This is a genomic window from Chryseobacterium sp. T20 (genome assembly GCF_047345655.1).
Taxonomy (GTDB): Bacteria; Bacteroidota; Bacteroidia; order Flavobacteriales; family Weeksellaceae; genus Chryseobacterium.
This window is the reverse complement of record NZ_JBLFDU010000001.1, coordinates 472662-498613: the sequence shown is the minus strand read 5'-3', so window position 1 is coordinate 498613 and position 25952 is coordinate 472662. Positions and strand designations below refer to the sequence as shown.

The 25952-nt window shown below is 34.8% G+C and carries 29 protein-coding genes, 1 tRNA gene and 1 riboswitch; of the genes, 16 read left to right on the top strand and 14 right to left on the bottom strand.

Features of this window, described 5'->3' with window-relative positions; all coding sequences use genetic code 11:
• Nucleotides 1-206: 206 nt before the first annotated feature.
• The 6 genes from ACMA47_RS02250 (at nt 207) to gwsS (ending at nt 4455) form a co-directional block, all read left to right on the top strand.
• Nucleotides 207-291: transfer RNA gene (locus ACMA47_RS02250), tRNA-Ser, on the top strand.
• A gap of 596 nt (nt 292-887) precedes the next feature.
• The gene (locus tag ACMA47_RS02245; RefSeq protein ID WP_413928490.1) at nt 888-1127 is read left to right on the top strand and encodes a hypothetical protein; all 240 of its coding nucleotides are present in this window, start codon (nt 888-890) and stop codon (nt 1125-1127) included.
• A gap of 139 nt (nt 1128-1266) precedes the next feature.
• Nucleotides 1267-2310 (top strand): hypothetical protein, encoded by a 1044-nt coding sequence (locus ACMA47_RS02240; protein ID WP_413928489.1) that lies wholly within the window; start codon nt 1267-1269, stop codon nt 2308-2310.
• 16 nt (nt 2311-2326) lie between these two features.
• Entirely contained in the window at nt 2327-3220 is an 894-nt protein-coding gene (locus ACMA47_RS02235) for a hypothetical protein (protein WP_413928487.1), read from the top strand.
• A gap of 157 nt (nt 3221-3377) precedes the next feature.
• The gene (locus ACMA47_RS02230; protein WP_413928486.1) at nt 3378-3605 is read left to right on the top strand and encodes a hypothetical protein; all 228 of its coding nucleotides are present in this window, start codon (nt 3378-3380) and stop codon (nt 3603-3605) included.
• Between the two features lie 7 nt (nt 3606-3612).
• Nucleotides 3613-4455, top strand: coding sequence for a grasp-with-spasm system SPASM domain peptide maturase (gene gwsS, locus ACMA47_RS02225; RefSeq protein ID WP_413928485.1), 843 nt, complete (start codon nt 3613-3615; stop codon nt 4453-4455).
• Between the two features lie 50 nt (nt 4456-4505).
• Here gwsS and ACMA47_RS02220 read toward each other — a convergent pair whose 3' ends face one another.
• Nucleotides 4506-4652, bottom strand: coding sequence for a bacteriocin-like protein (locus ACMA47_RS02220; protein ID WP_413928484.1), 147 nt, complete (start codon nt 4650-4652; stop codon nt 4506-4508).
• A gap of 27 nt (nt 4653-4679) precedes the next feature.
• Nucleotides 4680-4823: a bacteriocin-like protein gene (locus tag ACMA47_RS02215; protein ID WP_002980068.1), complete on the bottom strand. Its 144-nt coding sequence runs from the start codon at nt 4821-4823 to the stop codon at nt 4680-4682.
• Nucleotides 4824-5096: 273 nt separating this feature from the next.
• Between ACMA47_RS02215 and ACMA47_RS02210 the strand changes: the two genes are divergently transcribed.
• The 6 genes from ACMA47_RS02210 to ACMA47_RS02185 all read left to right on the top strand — a co-directional run bounded on the left by ACMA47_RS02210 (nt 5097) and on the right by ACMA47_RS02185 (nt 9784).
• On the top strand, nt 5097-5957 hold the full coding sequence (locus ACMA47_RS02210) for an alpha/beta fold hydrolase (protein WP_413928483.1): 861 nt from the start codon (nt 5097-5099) through the stop codon (nt 5955-5957).
• Nucleotides 5958-5964: 7 nt separating this feature from the next.
• On the top strand, nt 5965-6333 hold the full coding sequence (locus ACMA47_RS02205; protein WP_413928482.1) for a VOC family protein: 369 nt from the start codon (nt 5965-5967) through the stop codon (nt 6331-6333).
• Nucleotides 6334-6421: 88 nt separating this feature from the next.
• Nucleotides 6422-6964, top strand: a complete 543-nt coding sequence (locus ACMA47_RS02200) for a hypothetical protein (protein WP_413928481.1) — start codon at nt 6422-6424, stop codon at nt 6962-6964.
• Nucleotides 6965-7181: 217 nt separating this feature from the next.
• On the top strand, nt 7182-7922 hold the full coding sequence (locus ACMA47_RS02195; protein ID WP_413928480.1) for a hypothetical protein: 741 nt from the start codon (nt 7182-7184) through the stop codon (nt 7920-7922).
• 68 nt (nt 7923-7990) lie between these two features.
• Nucleotides 7991-9013: a sensor histidine kinase gene (locus tag ACMA47_RS02190; protein WP_413928479.1), complete on the top strand. Its 1023-nt coding sequence runs from the start codon at nt 7991-7993 to the stop codon at nt 9011-9013.
• A 3-nt stretch (nt 9014-9016) separates the two neighbouring features.
• A complete protein-coding gene (locus ACMA47_RS02185; protein ID WP_413928478.1) occupies nt 9017-9784 on the top strand; it encodes a LytR/AlgR family response regulator transcription factor in 768 nt (255 codons plus the stop codon).
• Nucleotides 9785-9807: 23 nt separating this feature from the next.
• Here the strand turns inward: ACMA47_RS02185 and ACMA47_RS02180 are convergent, their stop codons facing one another.
• Nucleotides 9808-10269 carry an Lrp/AsnC family transcriptional regulator gene (locus ACMA47_RS02180; RefSeq protein WP_413928477.1) on the bottom strand — a complete coding sequence of 154 codons (462 nt, stop codon included), beginning with the start codon at nt 10267-10269 and terminating at the stop codon, nt 9808-9810.
• Nucleotides 10270-10464: 195 nt separating this feature from the next.
• A riboswitch (cobalamin riboswitch) is annotated at nt 10465-10651 on the top strand.
• Nucleotides 10652-10829: 178 nt separating this feature from the next.
• Here ACMA47_RS02180 and metE point away from each other — a divergent pair.
• On the top strand, nt 10830-13133 hold the full coding sequence (metE, locus tag ACMA47_RS02175; RefSeq protein WP_413928476.1) for a 5-methyltetrahydropteroyltriglutamate--homocysteine S-methyltransferase: 2304 nt from the start codon (nt 10830-10832) through the stop codon (nt 13131-13133).
• Between the two features lie 208 nt (nt 13134-13341).
• A complete protein-coding gene (locus ACMA47_RS02170) occupies nt 13342-14052 on the top strand; it encodes a hypothetical protein (protein WP_413928475.1) in 711 nt (236 codons plus the stop codon).
• A 1-nt stretch (nt 14053) separates the two neighbouring features.
• Here ACMA47_RS02170 and ACMA47_RS02165 read toward each other — a convergent pair whose 3' ends face one another.
• Together ACMA47_RS02165 and ACMA47_RS02160 are read right to left on the bottom strand one after the other, a co-directional pair.
• Nucleotides 14054-14851 carry a helix-turn-helix domain-containing protein gene (locus ACMA47_RS02165; RefSeq protein WP_306596206.1) on the bottom strand — a complete coding sequence of 266 codons (798 nt, stop codon included), beginning with the start codon at nt 14849-14851 and terminating at the stop codon, nt 14054-14056.
• 116 nt (nt 14852-14967) lie between these two features.
• Nucleotides 14968-16383 (bottom strand): aldehyde dehydrogenase family protein, encoded by a 1416-nt coding sequence (locus ACMA47_RS02160; RefSeq protein WP_413928474.1) that lies wholly within the window; start codon nt 16381-16383, stop codon nt 14968-14970.
• A gap of 492 nt (nt 16384-16875) precedes the next feature.
• Here ACMA47_RS02160 and ACMA47_RS02155 point away from each other — a divergent pair, with 492 nt between their 5' ends.
• On the top strand, nt 16876-17523 hold the full coding sequence (locus ACMA47_RS02155) for a DUF1062 domain-containing protein (RefSeq protein WP_413928473.1): 648 nt from the start codon (nt 16876-16878) through the stop codon (nt 17521-17523).
• 47 nt (nt 17524-17570) lie between these two features.
• Here ACMA47_RS02155 and ACMA47_RS02150 read toward each other — a convergent pair whose 3' ends face one another.
• The 8 genes from ACMA47_RS02150 to ACMA47_RS02115 all read right to left on the bottom strand — a co-directional run bounded on the left by ACMA47_RS02150 (nt 17571) and on the right by ACMA47_RS02115 (nt 24086).
• Complete coding sequence (locus ACMA47_RS02150; RefSeq protein WP_413928472.1) at nt 17571-18809, bottom strand: RNA polymerase sigma factor; 1239 nt, start codon at nt 18807-18809, stop codon at nt 17571-17573.
• Between the two features lie 38 nt (nt 18810-18847).
• The gene (locus ACMA47_RS02145; protein WP_413928471.1) at nt 18848-19189 is read right to left on the bottom strand and encodes a YciI family protein; all 342 of its coding nucleotides are present in this window, start codon (nt 19187-19189) and stop codon (nt 18848-18850) included.
• Nucleotides 19190-19354: 165 nt separating this feature from the next.
• A complete protein-coding gene (locus ACMA47_RS02140; RefSeq protein WP_306596210.1) occupies nt 19355-19756 on the bottom strand; it encodes a DoxX family protein in 402 nt (133 codons plus the stop codon).
• 13 nt (nt 19757-19769) lie between these two features.
• Nucleotides 19770-20390, bottom strand: coding sequence for a hypothetical protein (locus ACMA47_RS02135; RefSeq protein WP_413928470.1), 621 nt, complete (start codon nt 20388-20390; stop codon nt 19770-19772).
• Nucleotides 20391-20455: 65 nt separating this feature from the next.
• Complete coding sequence (locus ACMA47_RS02130; protein WP_413928469.1) at nt 20456-21058, bottom strand: Crp/Fnr family transcriptional regulator; 603 nt, start codon at nt 21056-21058, stop codon at nt 20456-20458.
• A 141-nt stretch (nt 21059-21199) separates the two neighbouring features.
• Nucleotides 21200-21613 (bottom strand): hypothetical protein, encoded by a 414-nt coding sequence (locus tag ACMA47_RS02125; protein WP_407846312.1) that lies wholly within the window; start codon nt 21611-21613, stop codon nt 21200-21202.
• Nucleotides 21614-21810: 197 nt separating this feature from the next.
• A complete protein-coding gene (locus tag ACMA47_RS02120) occupies nt 21811-23013 on the bottom strand; it encodes an MFS transporter (RefSeq protein ID WP_413928468.1) in 1203 nt (400 codons plus the stop codon).
• A 116-nt stretch (nt 23014-23129) separates the two neighbouring features.
• Entirely contained in the window at nt 23130-24086 is a 957-nt protein-coding gene (locus ACMA47_RS02115) for a helix-turn-helix domain-containing protein (RefSeq protein WP_413928467.1), read from the bottom strand.
• A 272-nt stretch (nt 24087-24358) separates the two neighbouring features.
• Between ACMA47_RS02115 and ACMA47_RS02110 the strand changes: the two genes are divergently transcribed.
• Nucleotides 24359-25204 (top strand): hypothetical protein, encoded by an 846-nt coding sequence (locus ACMA47_RS02110; RefSeq protein WP_413928466.1) that lies wholly within the window; start codon nt 24359-24361, stop codon nt 25202-25204.
• 134 nt (nt 25205-25338) lie between these two features.
• On the opposite strand, the gene ACMA47_RS02105 is transcribed toward ACMA47_RS02110, so the two are convergent.
• Nucleotides 25339-25950, bottom strand: coding sequence for a response regulator (locus ACMA47_RS02105; protein ID WP_034698570.1), 612 nt, complete (start codon nt 25948-25950; stop codon nt 25339-25341).
• Nucleotides 25951-25952 lie beyond the last annotated feature (2 nt).

The following is a 25952-nucleotide window of genomic DNA, read 5'->3' as shown; positions in this document are numbered from 1 at the left end:
AAAAAAAAGATCCAAGTAGAAATATTTTATTTCTGAGTTTAAATATCTGATGTTGAGATTGTAGTGCCTATGTTTTCTTAGGCTGAGAACACGGCTATCCCTGTAAAACTCCAGAAAATTCGAATTTTATTGAAAAAATATTTTGTCAGTAATAAAAAACTTTCTATATTTGCACCACTGAAAACAACGGTACTACCGGAGTTAAAGGAGAGTTGGCAGAGTGGTCGATTGCGGCAGTCTTGAAAACTGTTGACTGTAACAGGTCCGGGGGTTCGAATCCCTCACTCTCCGCGAGTATTAACAAAACCTACTGATAAAATCAGTAGGTTTTTTATTTTTTATTCTTTCCATTTTTCTGAACTTTTATATAATCAACATAATTATTAAAAAGTATTTACTTAAATAAGGATTTATATTCTGACTAAAACCAAATTCTTATCCTGTTATCTTCTAGAAATATTTAGTAAGCTCTTATTATTTTCTATTTTGGATCCTATTATTGATCCTATACCTTGAAAATAGTACACTATTTTTCTATATAAATATGAACCAATCCTGAAATGAGTTCTTAATATTGATTATTAAGTAGTATTTTTTTAATCAGATTAGTATGTAAATACAAATGATAAATGTTTAAAATTTAAATCAAAAAACCAATCAGTTAGTTAATGAGATGGCAGTCATATTATTTTTTTATGAAATGTAAACTATTGTGAATGTTTGTGTTAATATATTAAATAATTTGAAAAACTAAAATTTTAAAATTTATCTAATAAAATTTGATTTTGTTTCGGGGAATGTGTTTGTTTGCTATATGATTCATTGAGGAATAATGTGATTTACAATGAATCTAATAACAAAATATTAATATTTTAAAAATTTATTTGATGAAAACAAAATCATTACAAAAATTAGGAAGTTTTCAACTTCAAAATGAGAAATTATCGACTGTTCTAGGAGGACAAGGAGGTCCTGCTTTGCATTCTTATGACTTAGGTTTTCAAACAACTGGTGCTGGGGAAATGTGTTATAATGGACAATGTCTATCTTATTCAAGTGATGCTTTTTACCCTGATGGAAGTTATAAGTATGTCAATGTTAATGATGTTCCTGACAAATCGTGTTAAAAAAACATTTTTAAAAGGCTGTCCTAAAGGGTCAGCTTTTTTTAGTTTATCGGCCTAATTTGTAGGCCTCTTAGAGAATCTACCAGATTTAAGACTATTACAAGACTGGTAAGACTTTTTCATTTTTTTATTTAAGTATATGAAACAATCAATATCATACATTTTTTTATTTCTGGCTGTATTATGTAAGTCTCAAGCTTTAGAGCTAAAAGATAAAACTCTGATAAAATATTATGAATTAACTAATGAGGCTGAAAATAGGATTATTAATAATGACTTGCTTAAAGCAAACAACTTATACAAAGAAGCATTTAACGAATTTAAGTACCCCCATGCTAAAGATTTGCAAAATAGTATGACAGTTGCTTTAAAAACAAGTGATTTAGAAGCGGCATATGCACGTTATCAATCTTTAAAATGTTTAGGAAAAAAGTTTGATGATGATTTTGTAACAGATAACTTTAAAAGTATTGAAAAGTACAAAGCAATATCTTGCAAAAATGCAATAGACTTAAACTATAAGAAGAGCTTAGATTCTTTAGTTAATGTAGATCAGTATTACAGGAAATTATCAAAAGGAAATTATCAGGTATACAAAAAAGGACTTACTAAAAACGATAGTATTGCTTCTATTAACTTATTGAAACTAATCAAAAAAAAAGGATTTCCTAACGAATATAATATAGGTTTGAAAATGAAAAGTTGGGTTTATTTTCATGACTTCTATCTTATCATTTGGCATCAGTTAGCAAGTAATTTGTATAGTCCTCAACGAGTAAACTTTTCTGATGAAATTATAAAAGCTGTGAATGAAGGCAAAATAAGACCTGATATTGCAGGTTTTCTGCTTGATTTAAATAATAACACAAGTAATTATTCGTACTTTAAAATCTCTCAATTTATTACAAATGATGGGAAAATTGATTGTTGTTATATTAGTAAAGATTTTTTACCAGAAAACAGAACAGAAGTATCTTTAAAAAAAATAAGAGTGGTTAATGAGAAAAGAAAGCTAATAGGCTTATCATCTACGGAAGATGAAATTCGTAAGAGTATTTTCAATTTGAATAATAAAGATTATGTTTTCTCAAATAATGTTATTGAGGGATGGAATTTTAACAATAGCAATGATGTTGAGAAATTTAAAAAGAACTTAATTAAATTGGATGATACTGCTCATTAGTTTAGATAATGATACTATGACCGATGAGATTTGTACTTGGTTGTCTTATCAAAATAAAGAATTTGTTCGTCTAAGTGAGAATCAACATATTAACAAAGTTTTTTTTGACTTTAAAAATGATGTTTTCAAAATTTTTATTGGAGAAATTGAGTATAAATTGGAAGACTTCAAATCAGTATTCTATAGAAATGGGGGAGTTTATTATGATACAATAACAGGTGAAATAGATAGTAATTTAGTTGATTTTTATAATTCGGAACTCAAATCTATATCGGAGTTTATTTACTATTATTTTAAGATAAATGGGGTTCGTATCTTTGGAAATCTTTTTACTAAAGAAGTTAATAAGTTAGAAATTTTATTTTTGGCAAAATCTCTAGGCTTAAAAATCCCCGATACTTACATTTTATCAAGATTAGATGACTTGGGACAGATTAACATGTCTCAGGCTTATATTACAAAGGCAGTTTCTGAAATGAAACCAATTATCGTTGAAAATGACCTGTATCTGAATTATACACGTGAAGTAGACCTAAATAATATTCATGATAAAGAAGAAAATATTATACCTTCATTAATCCAAAGAAAAATTCATTGTCTTTATGAAATAAGGGTGTTTTTTTTTGAAAAACAAATTTGGGCAATTGCTACATTTGATTTTTCGGGTGGTGTTGATATTAGGAACATAAAAGAGAAAGACAAAAAGTACCTCCCTTTTGTGCTTCCACCAGAGCTGAAAAGGAGAATTTTAAAATTAGCAAAGAAACTCGACTTAAAGTGTGGAACAGTTGATTTATTAAAGTCTGATGAAGAGTACTATTTTTTAGAAGTGAATCCATTAGGACAGTTTCACCAAGTCAGTCATTACGGGAATTATCAAATAGAAAAATATATTGCAGATTTATTATGAAAGAAAAACTATACTTAAAAGGAATTGAATATTCTCTACAAGAATGGGAGAAAAGTAACAGTGTGTCTCAGGTTAAATATTCCGAAAATAAATATAAACAAAGTAGAAAAACAAAGATTTTTCGTCCACAAAAACATTATTCCCTTTTGTATTAAACATGTTCTTAAAACTATTTGATTCAGTTAAAATTACTAGAGGTGCTAAAAATTCTATTATTTTAGATGCTAGTACTGGATTTTTACAATTTATTCCAATTGCTCTTTTTGATTTATTATCAAATGAAAATCAAAACTATTCTGTATTAAAAAAACAATTAGATAATGAAAGCTCACAAGTATTAGAAGAGTACCTTAATTTCATCTTAGAGAGTTATTCTAAATTCTAAGAAAGAATTGTCAACTTTTCAGAATACATCAGAATTTAAAGAAACCCCTTCTTTTGTTGATTATTTAATTTTGGATATCAACAATTCAGATATCCTAGATAATGTGCTGTTACAACAAATTTGTGATTTGAGAATTAAATATCTACAAATCAGATTTTCAGAACTGGAATTAAACGATATAATAAAAGTAATTAGGAAATTAAGCTTGCTTAATGATTCTAGTATTAATGAACTGTCACTTGTTGCAAATTATGACTTACAATTGGTTATATTTATCAAAGAGAATCATTATAGCATTTCTAATAAATTTCTCCATTTTATATTGCATTCATCCGATGAACAGGGTTCTCAAACTTTAGAACATGTTCAACTAAGTATCATTAAAAATAGAATTAATATCCCTCTAAGTTGTGGATTGGTTGATTTAAAAAATATCAATCTTAATCGCAACTTTTATCTTGAAGCAAAGCAACATAATTCCTGCCTTCACAAAAAAATAGCAATAGATATAGAAGGCAACATTAAAAACTGCCCCTCCATGCCTCAAAGTTTCGGAAACATAAAAGATACAACATTGGAAAATGCTCTCAATCATCCTGAATATAAGAAATATTGGAACTTAACTAAAGACAGTATTGAAGTCTGCAAAGATTGTGAATTCCGTTATATTTGTACCGACTGTAGAGCCTATACTGAACAAACAAACATAAACAATGAAGGCCTCGATATATCCAAACCTTTGAAATGTGGTTATAATCCTTATACTGGTGAATGGGAAGAATGGAGTATAAATCCCCTGAAACAAAAGGCAATTGAGCATTACAAAATGAAAGATATTCTCAAAAAATAAACCCTGTAATTCATACGAATCACAGGGTTTATTTTTTGAGAATATAGTTTTTAACTTAAAATCTCACATGGTACTATACAAATCACCCACGGACATCTTTTGATTCCCGGAGGTGGGCAACACGCTTCAGAGCAACTTACTGCTCCGCCGTTAATACTTTTCAACTGATCTCTTGAAATTTTTTTAGAATTTTTCATAGTCAAGTAATTGCGTTAAACGTAAAATTAAGGTTGGTTTCCACCACCGCATCCGTCGTATGGCATACATTGCCACTTACCACCGATTAAACATAGCTGACCACCTCTGCAGTCAATTCCACCCTTAATTGTTTTCAATTCCTGTCTTTCGATTTTCTTTAAATTTTTCATAATAATTTTTAAGTTTAGTTCTATTCGAAATTAATCAAATTTTATCAACTATTGTAGAATTATCGTGAAAATATTTATTTTTAATTGATTAATTATATAATGTTTTGTATCTGTTTTGTGGAATTGTGTAAAATAATTTAATAGGAAAGGTTTTGAGATTCAGTTTTTTAAAATTCATTTCATCTCAATAAAATCTTGCCCTGTGACAAGTCCGTTTTCAGATTGACTTGGTAATTTTGATTAAAAGTTTAATCCACCAAATCTGATACTATTATGAAAAATTTATTCAAATTCTCTGCACTGTTGGTTTTAATTATTGTTCTTACGATATCTAAGGTATATGGACAGAAAATAAAACCTTCTGAAAGCGGCTATGCGCCTGCCAACGGAATCAAAGTGTATTATGAAGTCTATGGTAAAGGAAAGCCTATTGTACTGTTACATGGCGCCTTTATGACGATTGACCTGAATTGGGGCGAGCTGATCCCGGAACTGTCTAAAAACAGAAAAGTAATAGCACTTGAATTACAGGGACATGGACATACTCCGTTTTCGGAAAGGAAATTATCACACGCTACTTTGGCCAGTGATGTTACAAAGGTTATGGATTATCTGAAAATTGATAAAGCTGATGTTGCAGGATACAGCTTTGGTGGGGAAGTGGCTTATCAATTAGCGATACAAAGTCCGGAAAGGCTGAACAAACTGGTTATTATTTCGTCAACATATAAAACTAACGGCTGGCTGCCCGAAGTCAATAAAGCATTGGAAGGAATGAAACCCGACCTCTTTACAAACAGTCCTATGCATACTGCCTATAATGCTGTCGCACCAGATAAAACAAAATGGACTCCATTTCTGGAGCAGATGATGGCTTCTGCCGGACAACCTTTTGATCTTGGCGATAGTAATATTTCTAAAATTCCGGTACCGGTTTTAATCATAGCTGGTGATAATGATGGACTGGACAAAACAGAACTCTCAAAAACCTATAAACTATTAGGCGGTGATGTTTTTGCAGACATGGGAGCTATGCCGAAATCTCAATTGGCTATTGCTCCGGGACAAACTCACGTAAGTCTGATGATGCAGACGGCAATGATTCTGAACTATCTGAATAATTTTTTAAAATAGCTTGAGGATGAATCCAAAATTTGAAGCAGGAATTAATATCGCTATAAAAATTCCCAAAAATAAATATGAAAAAACAGTTGCCTTCTACAGAGAAATTTTAAAATTAGAAGTAGAAGAAAGGCCAATTAATAATCCTACGGTTTCCAGAACTCACGAAGTAAAATTCGGAAATAATATTATTTGGCTGGATTGTGTCGACAATTATACGCATTCCGAAACCTGGTTACAACTCACCGTCCCTAACGTAGAAACAGCAACAGAATACTTGCGGTCAAATGGTGTGGAAACCTGTGACGAAATTGAAGAACTTCCTGACAACATGCACTGGATTACTGATCCTGCTGGTACGGTGTTCAATTTGCAGCAAAAGAAGTAGAATCGGGAATCACGTAGAATTATATCAGACAAATTGTGTAATTTTAATACCTTTAATCATCAAATCATTAAAATTTTAAAATATTCTCATGCAGACGAAACCATTCCATTTCATTGTAACCCTCTTTTTTCTGGCATTAAGTGTAACGGCATTTTCACAAAAAACAGCCGCTTTGAATTCTTTATTGGATAAAAATTCAGAATTTATCTTCCCACAGACACCCGATAAAATATCAAAAGCACTGAATGTAAAAACTGTTTTTTATGAAGATGCCAATGAAGAAAAATATGCAAAATGGCCAATGAAAACAGGGCTGGAGCTTTATTGTGGTCTTGGAAAAGATAACGCTGTCAATGAGATGTTTTTCACAACTTCAGACAATAAATTTTTAGTGGTGGAAGGGCTTCCTTTTGGCCTTGTCCTGAATAAAAGTACATTGCAGGATAGTAAAACCAGGTTCACCAAATACAATGCTAAAACACAAAAATTAGGAGCTGGCAGTGAATTTCCAGGTGGGTCAAAACTGATTTTTAAAAAAGGTAAGCATTATGCAATATTGTTTTTTGACAGTAAAAATCTCTTGAAATCATTAGGTTTAACACCAACGCTTATTGATCCGGCAGCCAATTAATTGCTGAAAATTACCATTATATCACACCCGTCATTTTTTGATGGGTGTTTTTATTTACAGGATCAAGTACGAAAGAAGAAGAATACAAAAATACTCAATGGTGAAAGTCCTTCATTTATTTCTTTATTTCCTTAGTTCATTGTTTTCTGATTGAATGGCAGACAGGGTTATCATAGCTTTGACCTGTCAAAACAAAAACAATTAACAAGATAACAGTATGAACAGAGAACTCATTTTTTTAAGAACATTTGCCTTTACAGCAGTCATTGGAATTGTATTTTTAACCGCTTCAGCCTTTAAGACATCCGGAAATCAGAAATTTACTGAAATAGATGTGGAAAGAATCAATATCGTCGAAAAAGACGGTACGGTAAAGATGGTTATTACCAATGTTGGAAAATTTCCTACAGGAGAAGAAAAAATAAACAGTAGGCCTACCAATAAAACAAGAAAGAAACGTTCCGGTATGCTCTTTTTTAATGAAGAAGGGATTGAATGTGGAGGTTTTATTTATGACGGACAGAAAAATCAAAACGGGCACAGTTCTGGATTATCCCTAACTTACGATCAATATGATGGTGATCAGGTCATGCAGCTTTTGACCCAGGATTATAAAAAAGGAGACAAAAGAGTAGTGTCCAGCGGGCTTTATTTTAATGACCGTCCTTCAAAAGAATCACAAATCAAAACAGGGGAAATCTTTGCGGAGCTGGATCAGATGAAAGATCCTGAAGCTGCACAGAAAAAATATAAAGAATATGAACAGCAGGGACTTGTCGGAGGAGCACCAAGAATGATGCTTGGGAAAACCAAAGATGAACATAACGGACTGTTTTTATTTGACAGCAAAGGAAAGCCAAGAGCCAGATTCTGTGTAGATAAAAATAATGAAGCCAAACTGGATTTTTTAGATGATAACGGAAACGTTACCGCATCATTTCCTGAAAAGAAAAAATAATATTGTAAAAAACAGCCCTGTAAAAATATAGGGCTATTTTTGTAAAAAAGTGATCCTTCATAAAACCGATGAAAACCATTTTAAAAAAGATTAATCAAAACAGATATTTCCTGCTGTTTATCCTTTTGTTTGCCTACGTACAGTCTATTCATACCCGTATTGGTATAAGAAGAACACTGGATTGGTATATTTTCACACCTGAAGCAGCGGTTGTTACCCTCATCACTGCGTGTATTTTGTTTTATGTAATCGATTTTTTTATTAAAAACTGGCAGAAATCATCAACGTTCAGTATTGCAGAAGTCTTGAAAATATTCAGTTTTTCATTGTTGACTTACTTGTTGGTGATGAAAATAATAGGCTTTGTGATTGCTCTTATTTTTGGAAAAATTGAGAAAAATTTTAATCAGGAGGTTGTTATTCTTTCTACTTTTTCAGATTTGATCGGAGGTTTTATCTATGGAAGTTTTTTTCTGGCTTACCGTTATTACAAAAAGAATGCTGAATATCAGAAACAACTGGCTGTGTATGATCATGCTCTGTCTGAAAGTAAAATTAATCAACTGAAAACCCAGCTTAATCCTCATTTTTTATTCAATAATCTCAATATTCTGGATCAGCTAATAGAAGAAGATAAACATAAGGCCTCGGATTTTCTGAATGAATTTGCAGAAATATACCGTTATGTTTTAGATGTTTCCGATAAAAAAATAGTGTCTGTGGAAGAAGAACTGGCCTTTGCACAGAAATATTTTAACCTGATACAATACAAATACGGAAATGCTTATTCATTAACAATCAATTCTGTTAAATCATTAGGTTATATTATCCCGCTTTCATTACAATTGTTACTTGAAAATGCGGTTCAGCATAACCTTGGTACTGTTGATAAACCTGTCCGGATCACAATAAAAATAGACAAGACAATAACCGTTTCGAATAATGTAATCCCTAAAAGAAACCGTAAAAAAACTTCAGGAAGGGCACTGAATAATCTCAAAGAGCAATACGTTTTATCAACTGATCAGCAGGTAGATATTTTAAAAACAGAAACTCAATTTTCAGTTACCATTCCTATAATTCCAGCATAAAATATGATAAAAATTGTAATCATCGAAGACGAAATTCCTGCAAGAAACAAATTAAAGCGTTTCATCAGCGAACTTGAAACTCCTATTGAAATTGTTGCGGAAATTGATACCGTAGAACAGGCTATTGCTTTCTTAAAAAACTCATCTGTTGATCTGATCTTTTCCGATATTGAACTATTGGATGGAAATGCCTTTGAAATCTATGACCAGGTGAATATTTCATGTCCGGTTATTTTTACCACAGCATATGATCAGTTCTGGATGAATGCCTTTGAAAGCAATGGGATTGAATATTTACTAAAACCTTTTTCACAGAACCGTTTCCAAAAAGCATGGGATAAATTTCTTTTATTAGGAAAAACTCATTCAGAACCGCAAAATGTTTTGGCAAAACTTCAGGAAATGCTGGGCAATAACCATACGCAGAAAAACTATAAGAAAAGATTCACGGTCAGTTCACATCAGGGACTTTATTTTATCAATACGGAAGAGATCTCTTTCTTTGGAGCAGAAGAAGGAGTTGTTTTTGCCTTTGATAAAGCAGGAAAAAAGCATCTCTTGAATGAATCTACATTAAAGGAAATCGAAATTCAGCTTAATTCTTCAGATTTTTTCAGGATCAACCGGAGTGAACTTGTTCAGAAAAATCATATTGAAAGAATAGAGCGATACAATAAAAATACACTTTCCGTTCAGATAAAAGGGCAGAAAGATCATCTTATCACAAGCCAGAGCAATACATCTGCTTTCAGAAAGTGGATTGAAGAATAAATGGGTTCTCCGGTTTTATTCCATTAAATAGTCAGCCCATGGTTATTTTTCACTTCAGCCATCACAAACGTACTGTGGGTGCTCCCTATGGAATCTACAGATCCCAGCTTATTGAATACAAAATCCTGATAGTGTTTCATATCTCTTACCTGAACTTTTAAAAGGAAATCAAAATCTCCGGAAATATTGTAGCATTCGGCAACTTCTTCAATTTCTAAAATCTCTTTTACAAAATCATGACCTACGGATCTGTCATGAATTTTGAGCTTGATCTGGCAGAAAACTGTAAATCCACGGTTCAGTTTTTCAGCATCAAGAACCGCTGCATATCTTTTAACAAAACCATCCTGTTCCAGTCTTTTTACCCTTTCAAAAACAGGTGAGGTAGAAAGGTTTACTTCTTTTGCAAGTTCCTTAACGGTCAGTTTAGCATTTTTCTGGAGCAGCCTGAGCAGCTGTAAATCCTTATCATCGAGTTGTTCCACAGAATATTATTCTTTTAAATGATTAAAACAGTCAAATGTACAGAATTATATGCTTTGATTTTTATTTTTAAAAGTTTAATTTGCTTAATTATTTAATGTTAATTGTATTTTTATTCTGTATTGTTAATTTTACACAAAATTAAAAACTTTTACTGATGACCATGGTCAAGAGTAAAAGTACAGTTCTTTACAGATACTTCATCAAACAGGAAAGGTTTTACTTAAGGTAGATTAATAGGGAATCGTGTGCAAATCACGAGCTGTCGCGCAACTGTAAGTAACACACCAAAGGTTTCTGTCCTTGTAGATCCACTGCCAAAAGCGGGAAGGATGACGGAAACTGTTACAAGTCAGGAGACTTGCCTTTACTGAATTGACAATGCTTTCGCGGTCTGAAGCTTTGGGGTCATACAGATGATATATCGGATTTGAGTATTTTCTTTTTTTAAGGAAATTACGCTGTCTGTTATGTCATGACTTTCCTGAAACTTCTTCCGATAAAACATTACGAAGCCTTTTAAAGAACTTTCCCAATAAGTTTAATTAAAAAGTTTAAAAAAATGCAAACTCACATCCTTGGCTATCCGCGTATTGGTAGCAAAAGAGAACTTAAAAAAGCCTGTGAACAGTATTGGTCAGGTAAAATCCTTTTGGAAGAACTTCTGAATACCGGAAGAACGATCTGTAACCAAAACTGGAATATCCAGAAAGAAGCAGGGATAGACCTTATCCCATGTAATGATTTTTCATACTATGATCAGGTTTTGGATATGAGCCTTGTAGTAGGAGCAATTCCAACGCGTTATCATGAAGTGGTGCTTAAAAAGAACAATACTGAGTTGGATCTTTATTTTGCGATGGCAAGAGGATATCAGAAAGACGGATTGGATATCACTGCCATGGAAATGACCAAATGGTTCGATACCAACTATCACTATATCGTTCCGGAATTTTATAAAAATCAACAGTTTAAACTGAGCTCAGATAAGATTTTCAATGAATTTGCCGGAGCAAAACAAGCTGGAATTAATGCAAAACCGGTGATTATCGGGTTGGTTTCTTATCTGTTATTAGGAAAAGAAAAAGAAGAAGGCTTCGATAAATTGGAGCTGGCGGGAAATCTTCTTCCTGTTTATACAGAGATTTTAACTAAACTTCAGGATCAGGGAGCAGAATGGATTCAGTTTGATGAACCTTTCCTGGCCTTGGATTTAACAGATAAAGCCAAAGAAATTTATCTTTCCGTATATGCTGAAATCAGAAAACGTTTCCCGAAACTGAAATTTATTGTAGCTACATATTTTGACGGATTAAAAGATAATGCATCACTTGCTGTTTCCCTTCCTGTAAATACATTGCATGTTGATCTGGTGAGGAATCCTGAACAACTTGATGAGATTCTGAATGTTATTCCGGATAGTTTAAGCCTTTCATTGGGGGTAATTGACGGTAGAAATATCTGGAAAAATGATTATGAAAAATCATTGTCATTCATCAGAAAAGCGGTTGAGAAATTAGGATCTGAAAGAATTCTGATTGCACCATCATGCTCATTGCTTCATTCTCCTTGTGACCTTGATTTTGAAACCAATCTTAATCCTGAAATTAAAAACTGGTTGGCTTTTGCAAAACAAAAAGTAAAAGAAGTCGTAACACTTAAAGAGCTGGCATCCGGAACGGAAAATGGACAAATTCTTGAAGCATTCGAAGAAAATAAAAAAGCAATTGAAAGCAGAAGAACTTCTTCTCTTATTCATAATGATCAGGTAAAACAAAGAGCGAATGCAGTTACTGAAAAAGATGCTCAAAGAATAAATACCTTCAAGATCCGTAAAGAAGAACAGCAGGAAGTATTGCAGCTTCCTTTATTTCCAACTACAACCATAGGATCATTCCCGCAAACCACAGAAGTAAGAAGCTGGAGAGCTAAATTTAAAAAAGGAGAGCTTACTGCAGAGCAATATGATGCCTTATTGAAAGAAGAAACGCAGAGAACAATTCGCTGGCAGGAAGACATCGGAATCGATGTACTGGTTCACGGAGAATTTGAACGTAACGACATGGTGGAATACTTCGGAGAACAGCTGGAAGGATTTGTATTCACTAAAAACGGTTGGGTACAAAGCTACGGAAGCCGTTGTGTGAAACCTCCTGTGATCTTTGGTGATGTTTCCCGACCAACTCCGATGACCGTGTATTGGTCTGAATATGCACAGTCTCAGACTGAAAAATGGGTAAAAGGAATGTTGACAGGTCCGGTTACGATTTTACAGTGGTCTTTTGTCCGTGATGATCAGCCTCGTTCAGAAACGTGTAAGCAGATTGCTTTGGCGATTCGTGATGAAGTGGTGGATCTGGAAAAAGCAGGGATCAGAATTATTCAGATTGATGAACCTGCGATCAGAGAAGGACTTCCGTTAAGAAAAACAGACTGGCAGAATTATCTGAAATGGGCTGTGGAAGCGTTCAGAATTTCAGCAAGTGGAGTAGAAGATGCTACCCAAATCCATACGCATATGTGTTATTCTGAGTTCAATGATATTATTGAAAACATTGCCGATATGGATGCTGACGTGATTACCATAGAATGCTCACGTTCTCAGATGGAGCTGCTGAATGCTTTTGCAGATTTCAAATATCCGAATGAAATTGGTCCCGGAGTATACGATATTCACTCACCGAGAGTTCCGTCAAAAGAAGAAATGATTGAACTGCTGAGAAAGGCTCAGAATGTCATTCCTGCCAATCAGCTTTGGGTAAATCCTGATTGCGGACTGAAGACTAGACATTGGGAGGAAACTGAAAAAGCTTTAATCGCAATGGTTGCCGCTGCTAAAGAAGCTTCAGTAGAATATGCTGTTTAGAAAAATTTAAAATAATTAGATTCTATATTTCGGATCGTGTTATGATTTTCATAGCACGATCTGTTATTTTTAAAGGCTAAAATAATGGATATCCTATAATATTCTATTCATTTTTATATTCTATTTTTGCAGCTCGGCAAATTTTGACATATGATCTTTTAAATAGATGTTAAAAGCTGATCAAACTAATACACTATACATTAAAACCATGAAAGAAGCATTTCCTGAAATGAGATCGGAAACCTATAATCCTCAATACATTGCCGGAGTGAGATGGAGTATTGTCATTCTTTTTGCGGCTATTGCTGTTGTTTTACTGAGGTTTTTTATTGATGCCCTATCCGATCCTTCTACAGACACCGCTTCTGATATGATCTTTTTATTACTGTTTCTTATTGCAGGTTCACTGGCGGGTTGGCTGGTATATGAAATGATGAGGAATCAGGATGAAAAAATCAATGGTCTGCTCATCAATCATCAGGGAATTCTGTTTCTCAACAGGAATGATGAAGTGCTGTCAGCAATCAAATATTATGATTTGGTAAAGAGTGATAATCCTTATACAAAAGATATATTTTCAGAATCCCGTGCTTCTGGAAAGTACAGCGATTTCAGAAAGAATCTGTATGTTCATGAAAAAGATGAAAACAGAGACCCTCAAAAGAAACTGATCAATCTGGATGTGCTTCCGCTTAAAAACCGATATGATCTTATCGGTCATTTTTTGAAAGGGGTCCATGTGTTTCGCCCGGATCTGAAAATCAATCCTGAAGTATACAAAGACTTTTATCTTGATGAAAAAACACTGCGTTACGCTCCGGAAAATCTTAAGAGCGATATGAAAATGAAAATCATTACAATAGCGGTCGTTATTCTGGTGATTCTTGCTTTTAGGTATTTCTTTTTAGAGGAGATTTAAGTTATTTTGCCTGTAATGCACTTGGCGGATAGCCGAACTGTTTTTTAAACGCAAACGAGAAATGGGATAGATTTTCAAATCCAAGATCCAGATAAATATCAGAAACAGATCTTCCTTTTTGAGTGAGCAGAAAATGGGCTTCTTTTAATCTGCGAAGTTGCAGCCACTGTCTTGGCGGGACTCCGAATATTTTTTGAAAATCTCTTTTGAACGCAGACAGGCTTCTCCCGGTTAAGTAAGCAAAGCGCTCTACATTGACATTGAAATGAAAGTTTTTATTCATAAAACTCTCAATATCTATTTTATACGGTTCAGAAAAATCAAATAAAATATCCTTAAGACCTGGATCATAATTCAATAGCAAGAGGAGGGCTTCTTTCTGTTTAAGCCGAAGGATTTCCTCAGAAGCAGGAAGGTCTTCATAAGGCAATAATGAATACATAAAAGAATGTAATGCCTTTTGCTCTGGTTTTATATAAGCAGGAACATTGTCTTTCTTTTCGGCCTGATATCCATACTCGCGGCTGAAATCATGAAGCATGGCATCATCAAAATAGATGGATATGGTTCTGATTTCTCCATTTTTAGGAGGATATTTTGCGAATTTCAATAAACTGTTTTTCCTTGCAGAATAGAGTTCTCCTTCTTTAAATATCGTTTTTGTGATTCCGTCATTCAGTTCCATTTCTCCGGAAAGAACAAGACCCAGACTGTGAATCCGCGCAAACTGTTCTCCTTCCCTGAATTCTGAAAAATGGCAGGAATAATTGATGGGAAAAGGAATATTATTTTCGCTCATGGTTCAATCAGGTATTTTTTTGATAGATTCTTATTCAAACTTACAAAACTTTTTTAGGATGATAGAATCTTCGCAGCAAAACAATCATGAGATATTTTGCTGCGAAGAATATCATATTATGCCAGGATTGCTTTGGGTTCCAGGTAGGCTTCCAATCCAAATACACCAAACTCACGTCCGATACCACTTTGCTTGAATCCACCGAAAGGAGCATAAGGATCATGGGCAAACCCATTAATACAGATTCTTCCGGCATCAATCTGTGCAGCTACACGCTCGGCATGTTCCTGACTGGCAGAGCTGATATAAGCTGCCAGGCCATATGTGGTATCATTGGCAATAGCAATAGCTTCTTCTTCATTAGCATAAGGAATAATAGACAGTACAGGTCCGAAAATTTCCTCCTGAGCAATACGCATATCATTACGAACATTGGTAAAGATGGTTGCCTTTACAAAATTACCGTTTTCAAGACCTTCCGGTTTACCTTCACCACCTGCAAGCAGAACAGCGCCTTCTTCCTGTCCCAAACGGATATAACTTTGTACTCTTTCAAATTGTTTGGCGCTCACCATTGGGCCTACAAGAGTATCTTCTTCGCTAGGATTTCCTACTTTTACCTGTTCTGCAGCTTTTTTAGCCAGTGCATTCACTTCATTCAGTCTGTTTTTCGGAACAAGAAGTCGGGTAGGAGCAATACATGCCTGTCCGTTGTTCATATAAGCTCCGAAAACAGCCATAGGAATTGCTTCATCAAGATCGGCATCTTCCAGGATAATATTAGGAGACTTTCCGCCAAGTTCTAAGGTTACTCTTTTCATGGTATCTACCGCTCCTTTGGCAATTGCTTTTCCCGTTAATGTAGAGCCAGTGAATGATATTTTAGCGATATCAGGATGCTGGGTAATTTCATTTCCTACTATATTTCCTAATCCGTTAACGATGTTGAAAATTCCTTCCGGTAAGCCTGCTTCATGAAAACATTCGGTAAGCAGTTGGGTTTGTGCAGCACTCATTTCACTGGGTTTGATGACGGCTGTACATCCGGCAGCAATGGCAGTAGCCAGTTTATTACAGATGAAGCTGTTGCTGGCATTCCAAGGAGTGATAATTCCAACCACACCTAAAGATTCAAAACGTACTTTAGAATGTCCTACTGTTCTTTCAAAATCATAAGATTCCAAGGTATTGATGGTGGCTGTAAAGGCAGAGATTGCATTTTGAACACTCATTCTGCAGAACTGTAATGTTCCGCCATATTCATTCACCATAGCCAAAACCAGTTCATCTTCTCTTTTGCTTACCGCTGCATGCAGTTTTTTAAGAAGGCTTATTCTCTCTTCTTTAGTTGTTTTTGAAAATGTTTTAAAAGCTTTTTTTGCTGCTGCAATAGCCATTCGGGTATCTTCTTCATTTCCCAAAACTACCTCTCCGGTTTTTTGATTGGTAACAGGACTGATAAGATCAAAAGTTTCTGTTCCTTTTGGAGTAACGAATTCTCCGTTTACGTAAATTTTATTAATCTGTCTCATTTTGATGATTTTAATACCACAAAGTTCGGCAGAAATGGAAAGGAGAGGTTTGTTGTACAGTTCAATTTTTCTTTGTTGTATGGTTCATTTTAAAAGCTTTAAATTTTTACTTTTTGAATTTACCTGTGAAAATGCTCTGTTCTTCAATAAAATTGATTACTTTTATCATAACCAAGTAAATAACTCGTTTTGAGAACCACTCTTAAACTTATTATCGCTTAGTATCAGTCTCAGTAACCACAGGCTGATCGTTCTTTCGTTTGGGTAATTCTACCCGAACAGGTTTTCGTTTCATCATATTATTTATCGTATTACCTGTAAAGGGTGATTTTATCTGCTGTTTTTGCTTTGAGTATTGATCAAAACTGAAATATACAGCAAGGCATAGCTTAAGAAATACTCTTCGAGCTATAATCCGGATATATAACCCCTTGTAATGCGTGAATATTATGGAAAAAATCAAACAAAGAATACTAAGCACGATTATAAGTTATGAGTATCCAACATATCTGGGAGGTAAAAGCGCAAAATACTCCCTTACTCAAAAAGAAATGCAATCATTGTGACAGCCAAAGATTTCAATGCAGCGATAAATTCAGATTAAATGCACAAAAAAAGAATATTGATATTTGGCTGATTTACCGATGTGTAAAATGCAACAACACCTATAATATGACGGTGTTTTCAAGGATCAGAACAGAATCCATCAGTAAAGAAATATTCAACAAATTTTCAGAAAACAATACGGAAATTGCCTGGCAATATGCTTTTTCACAGGAATTAATACGAAAAAATAATGTAGAGGCTGACTGGGAAAGTGTAGAATATGAAATTCTATATCCCAATCTTCCGGTAGAAAATCTGATCCATATGGAGAGCGAGATCGTTTCTTTTCAAATACAGTCTCTTTTTAATTTTAATATGAGAGTTTCAACAGTACTCAGAACCTGTTTAGACCTTTCATCATCTAAATTGAACTTCCTGCTTGATTCAGGTGCGGTTTATTTTAATCAAAAACCGATGCAGAAGAAATATAAAATTACCAACGGCGATCGTATCGAGATCAACAGGCATGCATTGATTAATATATACCTTATGGGAAAAGAAGATTTTTTTCTCAATATGGCAGATGATCAATAATTAAAAAAGCCTTCCGGTTATTGATCGGAAGGCTTTTTATTTATATTCTACTTTGGTTGTTGTAAAAGATGAATATGTTTCTGCAAAGTCTGCTTTTCCTGTTTTGATTTTGTCAGACGAATGGCTTCTTCATAATGATGAATCGCCTTATCAATATGAAGTTCAGAATATAAATATCCGAGTAAACCATGATAATACCCGTTGCTGATGAGGTTGAGTTTTTCTGCTTCAACAAGTGCTTTCTCATTTCCATAGACTTTGGAAAAAGCAAAAGCTCTGTTTAAAGCAGTAACAGGAGAATATTCAATAATGATAAGCTGATTGTACAGATTTAAAATATGCTGCCATTTATCTGGGCTGGCAGGTGTGGTATGCCAATAAGCAATTCCTGCTTCAAGATGGTATTTTGAAACTTCATTGCTGTGAGTTTGGCAGGCTTCTATCAGATAATAGTTACCTTTTTCAATCAATGCCTGATCCCATAATGCTTCGTCCTGTTCATCAAAAAGAATAGCTTCTCCTTCATCATTGGTTCTAGCTTCCAGCCTTGAACTCTGAAAGCACATCAAAGCGAGCAAAGCATTGGTTTTAGGAGTGTTGGTAAATGGGTGATCAGTAAGAATCAGGGTAAGTCTGATCGCTTCCAGACAAAGGTCTTTCCGGATTAAAAGATTATTGGTTCTGGAAAAATACCCTTCATTAAACAGCAGATATAAAGTAGTCAGTACGGTTTCCAAGCGCTGATGAATATCCTTTTCACTCAAAGAATCTATTGTAAAATGATGCGTTCTGAGAGCTTGTCGTCCCCGTTGTAACCGTTTTTTTATGGTTTCTGTTTTGGAGAGAAAAGCATTGGCAATTTCTTCTATACTGAAACCACAGAGAATCTGCAATGCCAGGGATATTTGGGTTTCCTGGGAATTGATTGGGTTACAGATCGCAAAAATCATTTCCAACTGACTGTCAGAGATGTTTTTGGTCTCAAAGTCTATTGCCGGAAATTCCTTTTCAGTTGTTTTTACATCTTCATGTTTGTTTTTTTCAATCACGGAAAGATGTTTGAAATAATCTTTCGTTTTATTCTTTGCTACTGTGTAAAGCCACGCTGTGGGATTATCCGGAAGTCCATTGATAGGCCAATGCTCGGAAGCTTTCAGAAAGGTGTCGCTGGCAATATCTTCTGCAATTTCGATATGTTTTATATCAAAGGTTTTGCAAAGCACTGCAACTATTTTGCTGTACTCAGTTCTGAATAAATGCGGGGTTATTTCATTGGGATTGACCATGACTAATGAAAAGGCTGTATCAAATTCTGATGTTAATATTACAGTTTACTAATCTCTCTCACTTCTACACTTCCACCCAATAGCAGAATAGGGCATTCCTTACACAAAGCTGTGGCTTCTTCAACAGATTCCGCGTTGATGATTGTATAGCCCATAATGGACTCTTTAATTTCGGTATACGGACCATCTGCAATGATTCCGTCAGATTTTAAAACCTGTCCTGTTGCTTCCAAATGGTTTCCTCTGTCTGCCAGTTTATTCTGAGCAGCGATTCCTGCTATCCAGTTCATCCATTTTTGGGTATTGGCCTGCATCTGTTCCGGTGATGTCTTAGGCATAGATTTGTAATCTGCGCGGAAGACTAATAAGAATTCTTTCATTGTTTTTAATTTTTTGATTCATATACATGACGACCGACTTTTTATAACGAGGACATTCTCAAAAAAATAATATCAGAATAATTCAGTTTAATGTAAAAATAAAAAAATAAACCAGAATCCTGAGACTCTGATTTATCAATAGTGAATAGAAAATTTCTGAGTATTTTAATCCCATTTATTTTGGGTAGAAACTGCATATTTTCCTGCTCCGGTAAAGAAAAAGCTTAAACTTACAAGCATATAAATTACAAGAAGTTCCAAAGCCCAGCCTCCGAATTCATTAAGCTTAAAAATATTGGCTGTTTGTGCCAGAATAGTAGCCGTGAAACAATTGGCAGCAAAGATCAACCCTGCCAGACGAGCCCGGAATCCTATAATCAACAGTACAGGAGCTATAATTTCTCCTGCAAATACACCATATGCAAAGAATGATGGCAGGCCGTGCATAGTCATCATATCTTCAATAAACCCAACTCCATGGATCAATTTACTGATTCCATAAACCGACATGGGAAATGCAATTGCTATTCTGGTGATAAGTAGCCCTAAATCAATGTTCTTTTTCATTTCTTATAATTATTTAAAAGTTATATTTTACAAATGCCCCGATATTTTCCAGGGTCTTTTTTGCGTTGTTAAACTGGTCGAAATTGGAAGCTAGTCCGTACATCATTTTATCCTGTTTTACTCCCAGTCTGACAAACTGCAGCCCTCTGGGATATCCACTGTTATCGAGATTCCCAATAGCGAGTACACTGAAATATCCTTTGAAATTTTCTGTCAGATAAGGGGTGTACTCAAATGATATAGACTGTTCCAGGGAAAATCCTTTCTGATACGTAGTTCCTATAGAATAGGAGAGAGAATAAGAGGGTTGGATAATTTTATACTGCAGATAAGCACTGAAAAATGCTCCCGGGTTTTTCATTCCAAATGCAGCATTGGCACTCAGTCTTTTGGTAAGATTATAGGAGAGGGTATTTCTGATGAAGAATATGTTTTCTTTGTCCTTGGTATATTCCGTATCAAATAGGGTAAGATTGTTCAATTTCAACCGTTCATTCAGCTGATAATTGATATTGTGCATATAAGTATAGGAACGATGTCCTAAAACAAGATCTGGGGTATAGGAGAGTTTCTGTGCATTCAGGTTCAGGGAAGCTGATGCAAGGGCTGTTATAGCGATGATTTTTGCCTTCATATTTCACTCATTAAATTTCTGTGAGCAAAATTATTCAGGCCGGAGGGGAATAAACTTAAGAAATCTTAAGAAACGTCAGACAGGTGTTTTTTTCTCAGATAGCTGAGGTATTCTACCGTTATTCCAAGGTAGGAAGCGATCATGTATTGAGGAAAACGCTGTTCGATATTACGATAAGTAGTGACAAATGTTCTGTATTTAGTGTAGGCATCAACACGAGAGTGCTCAAAAGTTCTTTCCTGTAAAGTAACATAAGCAGACTGCATTTTCAGACGCCAGAATTCTGAGATAACCGGAACTTCTTTGTACAATGATTCCAGATTATTTTTACTGATCTGGATGATGGTGGTATCTTCATTGGCCTGAATAAACATTCTTGATGGCAGCTCGCTCAGATAGCTGTAAAGGTCATTTACCCACCAGTTTTCAATGCCTAGCTGAGTGGTATTTTCTTTTCCTTTTTCATCAATATGATAGGCATACAGACTTCCCTGTGCAATGAAGCGCATATGTCTGGAAACCTGTCCTTCGCGAAGCAGATAGTCTTTCTTTTTAAGCGGTATAATTTCTAATTTGGACATGATACATTGAATGTCTTTTTCTTCTAAAGAGACGATTTCCTTAAAGTGTGCTATCAGTTGTGAAAGTATTGTATCTGTATCCATCATGAAATTTAGTACCTATAGTGTACAGGTACAAATTTACGTAAATATTAAATGATCCCGATTTACCCGAATGAAGTGTCTATACATAAGAAGACCACAATTTACGGGCTAAATTGTGGTCTTCCTCAACTAAGAACTATTTAACTACGATTCTGTTTTCAAATAACCATAATGTAAAACAGTTTCCTTTCCGAATAAGCTTGAGAAAATATTCTGAAACTCATGGATGTATTTACATTTTATAGCGTTCCCGTATATTTTTAGTCCTTCCAGTATTTTTCTGGAACTCAGGTCTATATCGTATTTTATAAAGGGTTCCGGCCTTTCATATCGGATGCTCTGTTCAGAACTGTATGTTCTTGAGAATCCAAGCTTTTCAAGCCATTCTTCAGTAATCTTAATAGGTTTGATGGAGGCTGCCGGAACTGAAATACTCTGAATATCATTTTCAATTTTAACAAAATAAGCCTGCTCAACATTGTGAAAGATCTCAGTGATCGTATAAATCTGATTTTTGTACTCTACCAAGTTCTTGATTTTTAGATCTGCTACGTTCATAATATTTTGAATTTTAGTTGATGATATGGTCTCAGATAAACAGCAAATAGTATGCCCGGCATTGTATTGTTAAGCCTTGTTTTGGTGAAGATTAGGTTAAATTTTTGCTATAAAAAATTAATGATATGTTAAAATAGTACACCTATGCGCGAATTATCGCATATTCCTGTAAAATAGGATGTGGTATCTATGTGGTACTAGTTTTTTATTCTTGATTTTGGAGTGGTATTAAAAGTTGTCAGAAGAAGAGCTATAATAACGGATATCATAAGAACCCCTATGAAAACATTCCAGGAATAGGCATGAAGCAGATAACCAGTACCACTTCCCAGAATACTTGAACCAAAATAATAAAAGAGCCAGTAAATAGAAGTGGCTGAAGATTTCCCACGTTTGGCATACAAAGCGGTCATCTGGCTGGCCATAGTATGGGCAGCGAAGAATGAAAGGGTGAAAAGCCCAAGTCCGAAAATAAGAATATAAATGTTTTCAGACAGCAATAAAGCCGCTCCGATAATCATAGACAGGATGGATGCTTTAAGGATAGTATTCATGGGAAACCTCCTTGAAAGGCGCCCTACGATCATCGTCCCGAAAACTCCAAAAATATACATGAGAAAGATAAAGGCAATGATAAAGTGGCTTAATGAAAATGGTTTGGCCTCTAGTCTGAATGTCAGGTAATTATAAACACTTACGAAAACACCCATTAATAAAGCTGCAGTACAATATAAACGAAGCATGTAAGGATTGGTAAGAAAGAACTTCATCTGTTTTACCTTAAGATGATAATCTGTTTTCAGAGGATTGAAAAATTTTGATTCCGGAAACAGTTTCCAGAATACAGCACCGAGTATAAAACTTTCTACACCAATCAGAAGAACAGCGTTACGCCATCCGAATTCCCCTGCAAAAAGAGTCGCCATTATCCTTCCGCTCATTCCACCGATTGTATTTCCGCTGAGATACATACTGATGGCTGCAGGTACTGCCAGAGCATCCACTTCTTCTGTAAGGTAGGCAAGGGCAACTGCTGAGACGCCTGAAACAACAAATCCTTTCAATACTCCGATAGCAATCAATAGACTTAAACTTGGAATCCAGGTAGAAATAATAGTTAAGATTGCAGATGAAATCAGCGAAAAAACCATGAGATTTTTTCTGGAATAACTGTCTGCTTTAAAAGCAAAAAACAGTAATCCCAATGCCATACCTATGGTGGATGATGATACCAGAAGGGAAGTATCACCTACAGACACTCCGAACTGTTCAGCAGCCATTGGCAGCATCGGCTGGAAAAGATAAAGTTGTGCAAAAACCGAGAGTCCTGAAAAGAAAATACAAAGTTTTATATATCGGAAACGTGAGCTTCCCTGAAGTGCTTTTTCAGATGAATTCATGATTTTTTTGCAATTAAAATGCAGTGGTTTGACAGAAAAATTAAGTTCTGTAAATTTCCTGATTATTTTCCGAATTTAAAAATCATTATCTCAATGATATATATTGGTGAAACAAATCAGTGAAGCTGCAGACTGTTGATGTATTCTGAAGGCGTTATATTCTCCATCTGTTTGAAAACCCTGTTGAAAGTAGACTGATTAGAGAAGCCAGCCTCTGTGTAAATATACATAAGGGTTACTTTTTCAATATCATTTTCATGAAGTAACCTTTTTACACACTCAATTCTGTGCATATTCAGGTAATTATTGAAGTTGGGATATCCTTTAGCACGAATTGATTTTGAAATATAACTGCTGTTAATATCCATTTCTGTAGAAAGTTTTGAAATATTAAAATTAACATCTTTATACAGCTGTTTTTCTCTCATCACTGATTCAATTTTTTCGAACAGTTCATCTGCAAAAGGCGCTTTCTCTATCACAGAAGCTGGCTGAATTACAGTATTTGAACTCTTTTCCTCAATTTCATGGTAAATTTCAACACGTTTTATTTTATCCTTAAAATAGAGCAGGAGTGATATTACAGCTACATTGGAAATCATCAGGATGGTATCGGTAATTCTCACATCTTCAGGTCTGTGTATCGGGAATTTAAAGCTGAAGGTTTTGGAAATAAGGTATCCTGCGATAATATTCAACAAAACAAACATGCTGTAAATAAATACGTACTTTCTTTCAAAGAAAACATAAGCTGCCAGGGGAATAGGGATAAGCCAGACAAAACTCGCTATAGAGTTATTCCAGAAAGCCAGCATGATATAAAAGTTATATAGAGTAGCAATGATGATGTAAGAATGTACCATGACATTCACCGAGTAGGTTTTGCGTACAATCAGATACGTATAGACCATTAAAAAAAGTCCCCCAAAAAGATACCATGCCATTATTTTATCCGGAATGATAAAAGTGTATATCAAACCAAATACAGCAAGTATGACAGACATCAGAATATTATAATAATACACGAGCTGTCTTTTGTACTGTTCAATTTTTATGTCTTTTTCCGTGGTCATTTGTGGTAAGAGGTAATTTTAAATCATTTCAATTGGTTTCCATAACAGTCAATTTTCAGAAAATGACTGGATTAATATTTTGATTATTAGATGTTTGTGTTTTGTTGAGCCGTTTCCGGTTTTTCATTGGTTATTGCTGAGTTTGATTTATGAATGCAGATAACTTTGCACCAGCTAGCTCAACAAAGGCTGATTGATGATCTATCAATTGACCCTAAATGATTTATTCAATTCTTAAATAAATCAAATAATTTTTAAACAAATATACTAAAATGAAAAAAATAAAATTACCTCTTGCCAGCATAATGATGTGTTTTTCAATAGCTGCATATTCCCAGGTTGGTATTAATACAGATTCCCCTAAAGTAACATTACATGTAGAAGGAAAACCGGACGTGGCTACCGTGCCTGATGGTGTAATGGCTCCCAGAATGACAGGAGACCAGTTAAGAGCTAAAGATGATGTCTATTTAGCGGCTCAAACCGGAGCGTTGGTCTATGTCACTCAGGCTGTAACTGCCCCTTCAGTAAAAACGGCAAAAGTAGATAAAGCCGGTTATTATATGTTCAACGGAACCACCTGGAAATTTGCTTTCGGAGGAAAAGATGATGACATTACGATCGGAGATTTAATCTACTATCATGGAAGCATTCCTGCAGGCACTTCCGGAGCTACCACATTAGCCAGTACCTATCTTACTGACCTTCCTGTTTTGGGTGGTTTCTTAAGACTGGATGCACAATTTAACAGCAGTTCAGCAGGTACGGGAGCGGCTACCACTTTTAATCCGAGACTTTATAATGTAGGAACTTCAGATGTGAAAATCTGGGTCTCAGAAATGTCTACCCATACCGGTGATTCTGACAACGGAAATATTAAATTATCACCGGGAGCTTACAGGCAGTTTGATGATGGTGTTTATCTTACTCAGACCAATAATGAAACCGTAACATTTGATATTACCATACAAGAACCGGAACCAAGGTGGTACAGAGTGTACTATGCATTCCGCGTAGATAACAAATCTAATACAGGAAGCAGTGATGCTACAACCACAGATTCCAATACTTCTGATAACACAAGAGAATTGTTTCTCTCCGTACAGAGACTGTATTAATTAGTCACCTGAAGATTCTAAAAATACAATGATTCTATAAAATTATACAAAATCAATGGGTTAGCTGTTTAAAAATCTAATGAGATTTGTGTTTTTTCTGGGGCTGGAATACTATGAAGTTCCGGCCCCGTTTTTTAATGCATCATTTCATAGACTTTGATCAGTTCTGCAATATTTCCAACATTAAGCTTTTGAAAAATCCTTTTTTTATAAGTGCTTACTGTAGACATCTGAATATTGAGCCTGTTGGCGATTTCCAGATTACCATTGCCATCCGCCAGAAGTTTGAAAATTTCGTATTCTCTGGATGATAACTTCTCTACGGGATTATTTCTTTTGTTTTGAATAATAAGACCAATCAGCTCTGCAGGATAGAAATATCCTTTTTCAATTACTGTTTTCACCGCATTTTTAATTTCCTCTTCACTGCTTTGTTTATTCAGATAGCCTTCAGCTCCTTCTCTGATATATTGGATGGCTACATCTTTGTCATATCCTGAGAATATGAGAATTTTAAGGTCATTCTGTATATCTTTAAGCTCAGGAACCATTTTTTTATACTGAGTTCCCGGCATATCAATATCTAAAATAATAAGGTCATACCGCTGATCTTCCAGTTTCTTTTTCACCTGGTCATAATTTTCCGCAAAATCTATATTCAGTCCCGGATAAGCAGTTTCAAGAACCAGAGAAGTTCCTGCTCTTACCACATAATGATCATCAGCGATTAAAATTCTTTCATTCATAA

Coding starts and splice junctions, on each gene's coding strand:
- ACMA47_RS02245 (WP_413928490.1), top strand. CDS start 888: ATGAAAACAAAATCATTACAAAAATTAGGAAGTTTTCAACTTCAAAAT.
- ACMA47_RS02240 (WP_413928489.1), top strand. CDS start 1,267: ATGAAACAATCAATATCATACATTTTTTTATTTCTGGCTGTATTATGT.
- ACMA47_RS02235 (WP_413928487.1), top strand. CDS start 2,327: ATGACCGATGAGATTTGTACTTGGTTGTCTTATCAAAATAAAGAATTT.
- ACMA47_RS02230 (WP_413928486.1), top strand. CDS start 3,378: ATGTTCTTAAAACTATTTGATTCAGTTAAAATTACTAGAGGTGCTAAA.
- ACMA47_RS02220 (WP_413928484.1), bottom strand. CDS start 4,652: ATGAAAAATTCTAAAAAAATTTCAAGAGATCAGTTGAAAAGTATTAAC.
- ACMA47_RS02215 (WP_002980068.1), bottom strand. CDS start 4,823: ATGAAAAATTTAAAGAAAATCGAAAGACAGGAATTGAAAACAATTAAG.
- ACMA47_RS02210 (WP_413928483.1), top strand. CDS start 5,097: ATGAAAAATTTATTCAAATTCTCTGCACTGTTGGTTTTAATTATTGTT.
- ACMA47_RS02205 (WP_413928482.1), top strand. CDS start 5,965: ATGAATCCAAAATTTGAAGCAGGAATTAATATCGCTATAAAAATTCCC.
- ACMA47_RS02200 (WP_413928481.1), top strand. CDS start 6,422: ATGCAGACGAAACCATTCCATTTCATTGTAACCCTCTTTTTTCTGGCA.
- ACMA47_RS02195 (WP_413928480.1), top strand. CDS start 7,182: ATGAACAGAGAACTCATTTTTTTAAGAACATTTGCCTTTACAGCAGTC.
- ACMA47_RS02190 (WP_413928479.1), top strand. CDS start 7,991: ATGAAAACCATTTTAAAAAAGATTAATCAAAACAGATATTTCCTGCTG.
- ACMA47_RS02185 (WP_413928478.1), top strand. CDS start 9,017: ATGATAAAAATTGTAATCATCGAAGACGAAATTCCTGCAAGAAACAAA.
- metE (WP_413928476.1), top strand. CDS start 10,830: ATGCAAACTCACATCCTTGGCTATCCGCGTATTGGTAGCAAAAGAGAA.
- ACMA47_RS02170 (WP_413928475.1), top strand. CDS start 13,342: ATGAAAGAAGCATTTCCTGAAATGAGATCGGAAACCTATAATCCTCAA.
- ACMA47_RS02165 (WP_306596206.1), bottom strand. CDS start 14,851: ATGAGCGAAAATAATATTCCTTTTCCCATCAATTATTCCTGCCATTTT.
- ACMA47_RS02160 (WP_413928474.1), bottom strand. CDS start 16,383: ATGAGACAGATTAATAAAATTTACGTAAACGGAGAATTCGTTACTCCA.
- ACMA47_RS02155 (WP_413928473.1), top strand. CDS start 16,876: ATGAGTATCCAACATATCTGGGAGGTAAAAGCGCAAAATACTCCCTTA.
- ACMA47_RS02150 (WP_413928472.1), bottom strand. CDS start 18,809: ATGGTCAATCCCAATGAAATAACCCCGCATTTATTCAGAACTGAGTAC.
- ACMA47_RS02145 (WP_413928471.1), bottom strand. CDS start 19,189: ATGAAAGAATTCTTATTAGTCTTCCGCGCAGATTACAAATCTATGCCT.
- ACMA47_RS02140 (WP_306596210.1), bottom strand. CDS start 19,756: ATGAAAAAGAACATTGATTTAGGGCTACTTATCACCAGAATAGCAATT.
- ACMA47_RS02135 (WP_413928470.1), bottom strand. CDS start 20,390: ATGAAGGCAAAAATCATCGCTATAACAGCCCTTGCATCAGCTTCCCTG.
- ACMA47_RS02130 (WP_413928469.1), bottom strand. CDS start 21,058: ATGATGGATACAGATACAATACTTTCACAACTGATAGCACACTTTAAG.
- ACMA47_RS02125 (WP_407846312.1), bottom strand. CDS start 21,613: ATGAACGTAGCAGATCTAAAAATCAAGAACTTGGTAGAGTACAAAAAT.
- ACMA47_RS02120 (WP_413928468.1), bottom strand. CDS start 23,013: ATGAATTCATCTGAAAAAGCACTTCAGGGAAGCTCACGTTTCCGATAT.
- ACMA47_RS02115 (WP_413928467.1), bottom strand. CDS start 24,086: ATGACCACGGAAAAAGACATAAAAATTGAACAGTACAAAAGACAGCTC.
- ACMA47_RS02110 (WP_413928466.1), top strand. CDS start 24,359: ATGAAAAAAATAAAATTACCTCTTGCCAGCATAATGATGTGTTTTTCA.
- ACMA47_RS02105 (WP_034698570.1), bottom strand. CDS start 25,950: ATGAATGAAAGAATTTTAATCGCTGATGATCATTATGTGGTAAGAGCA.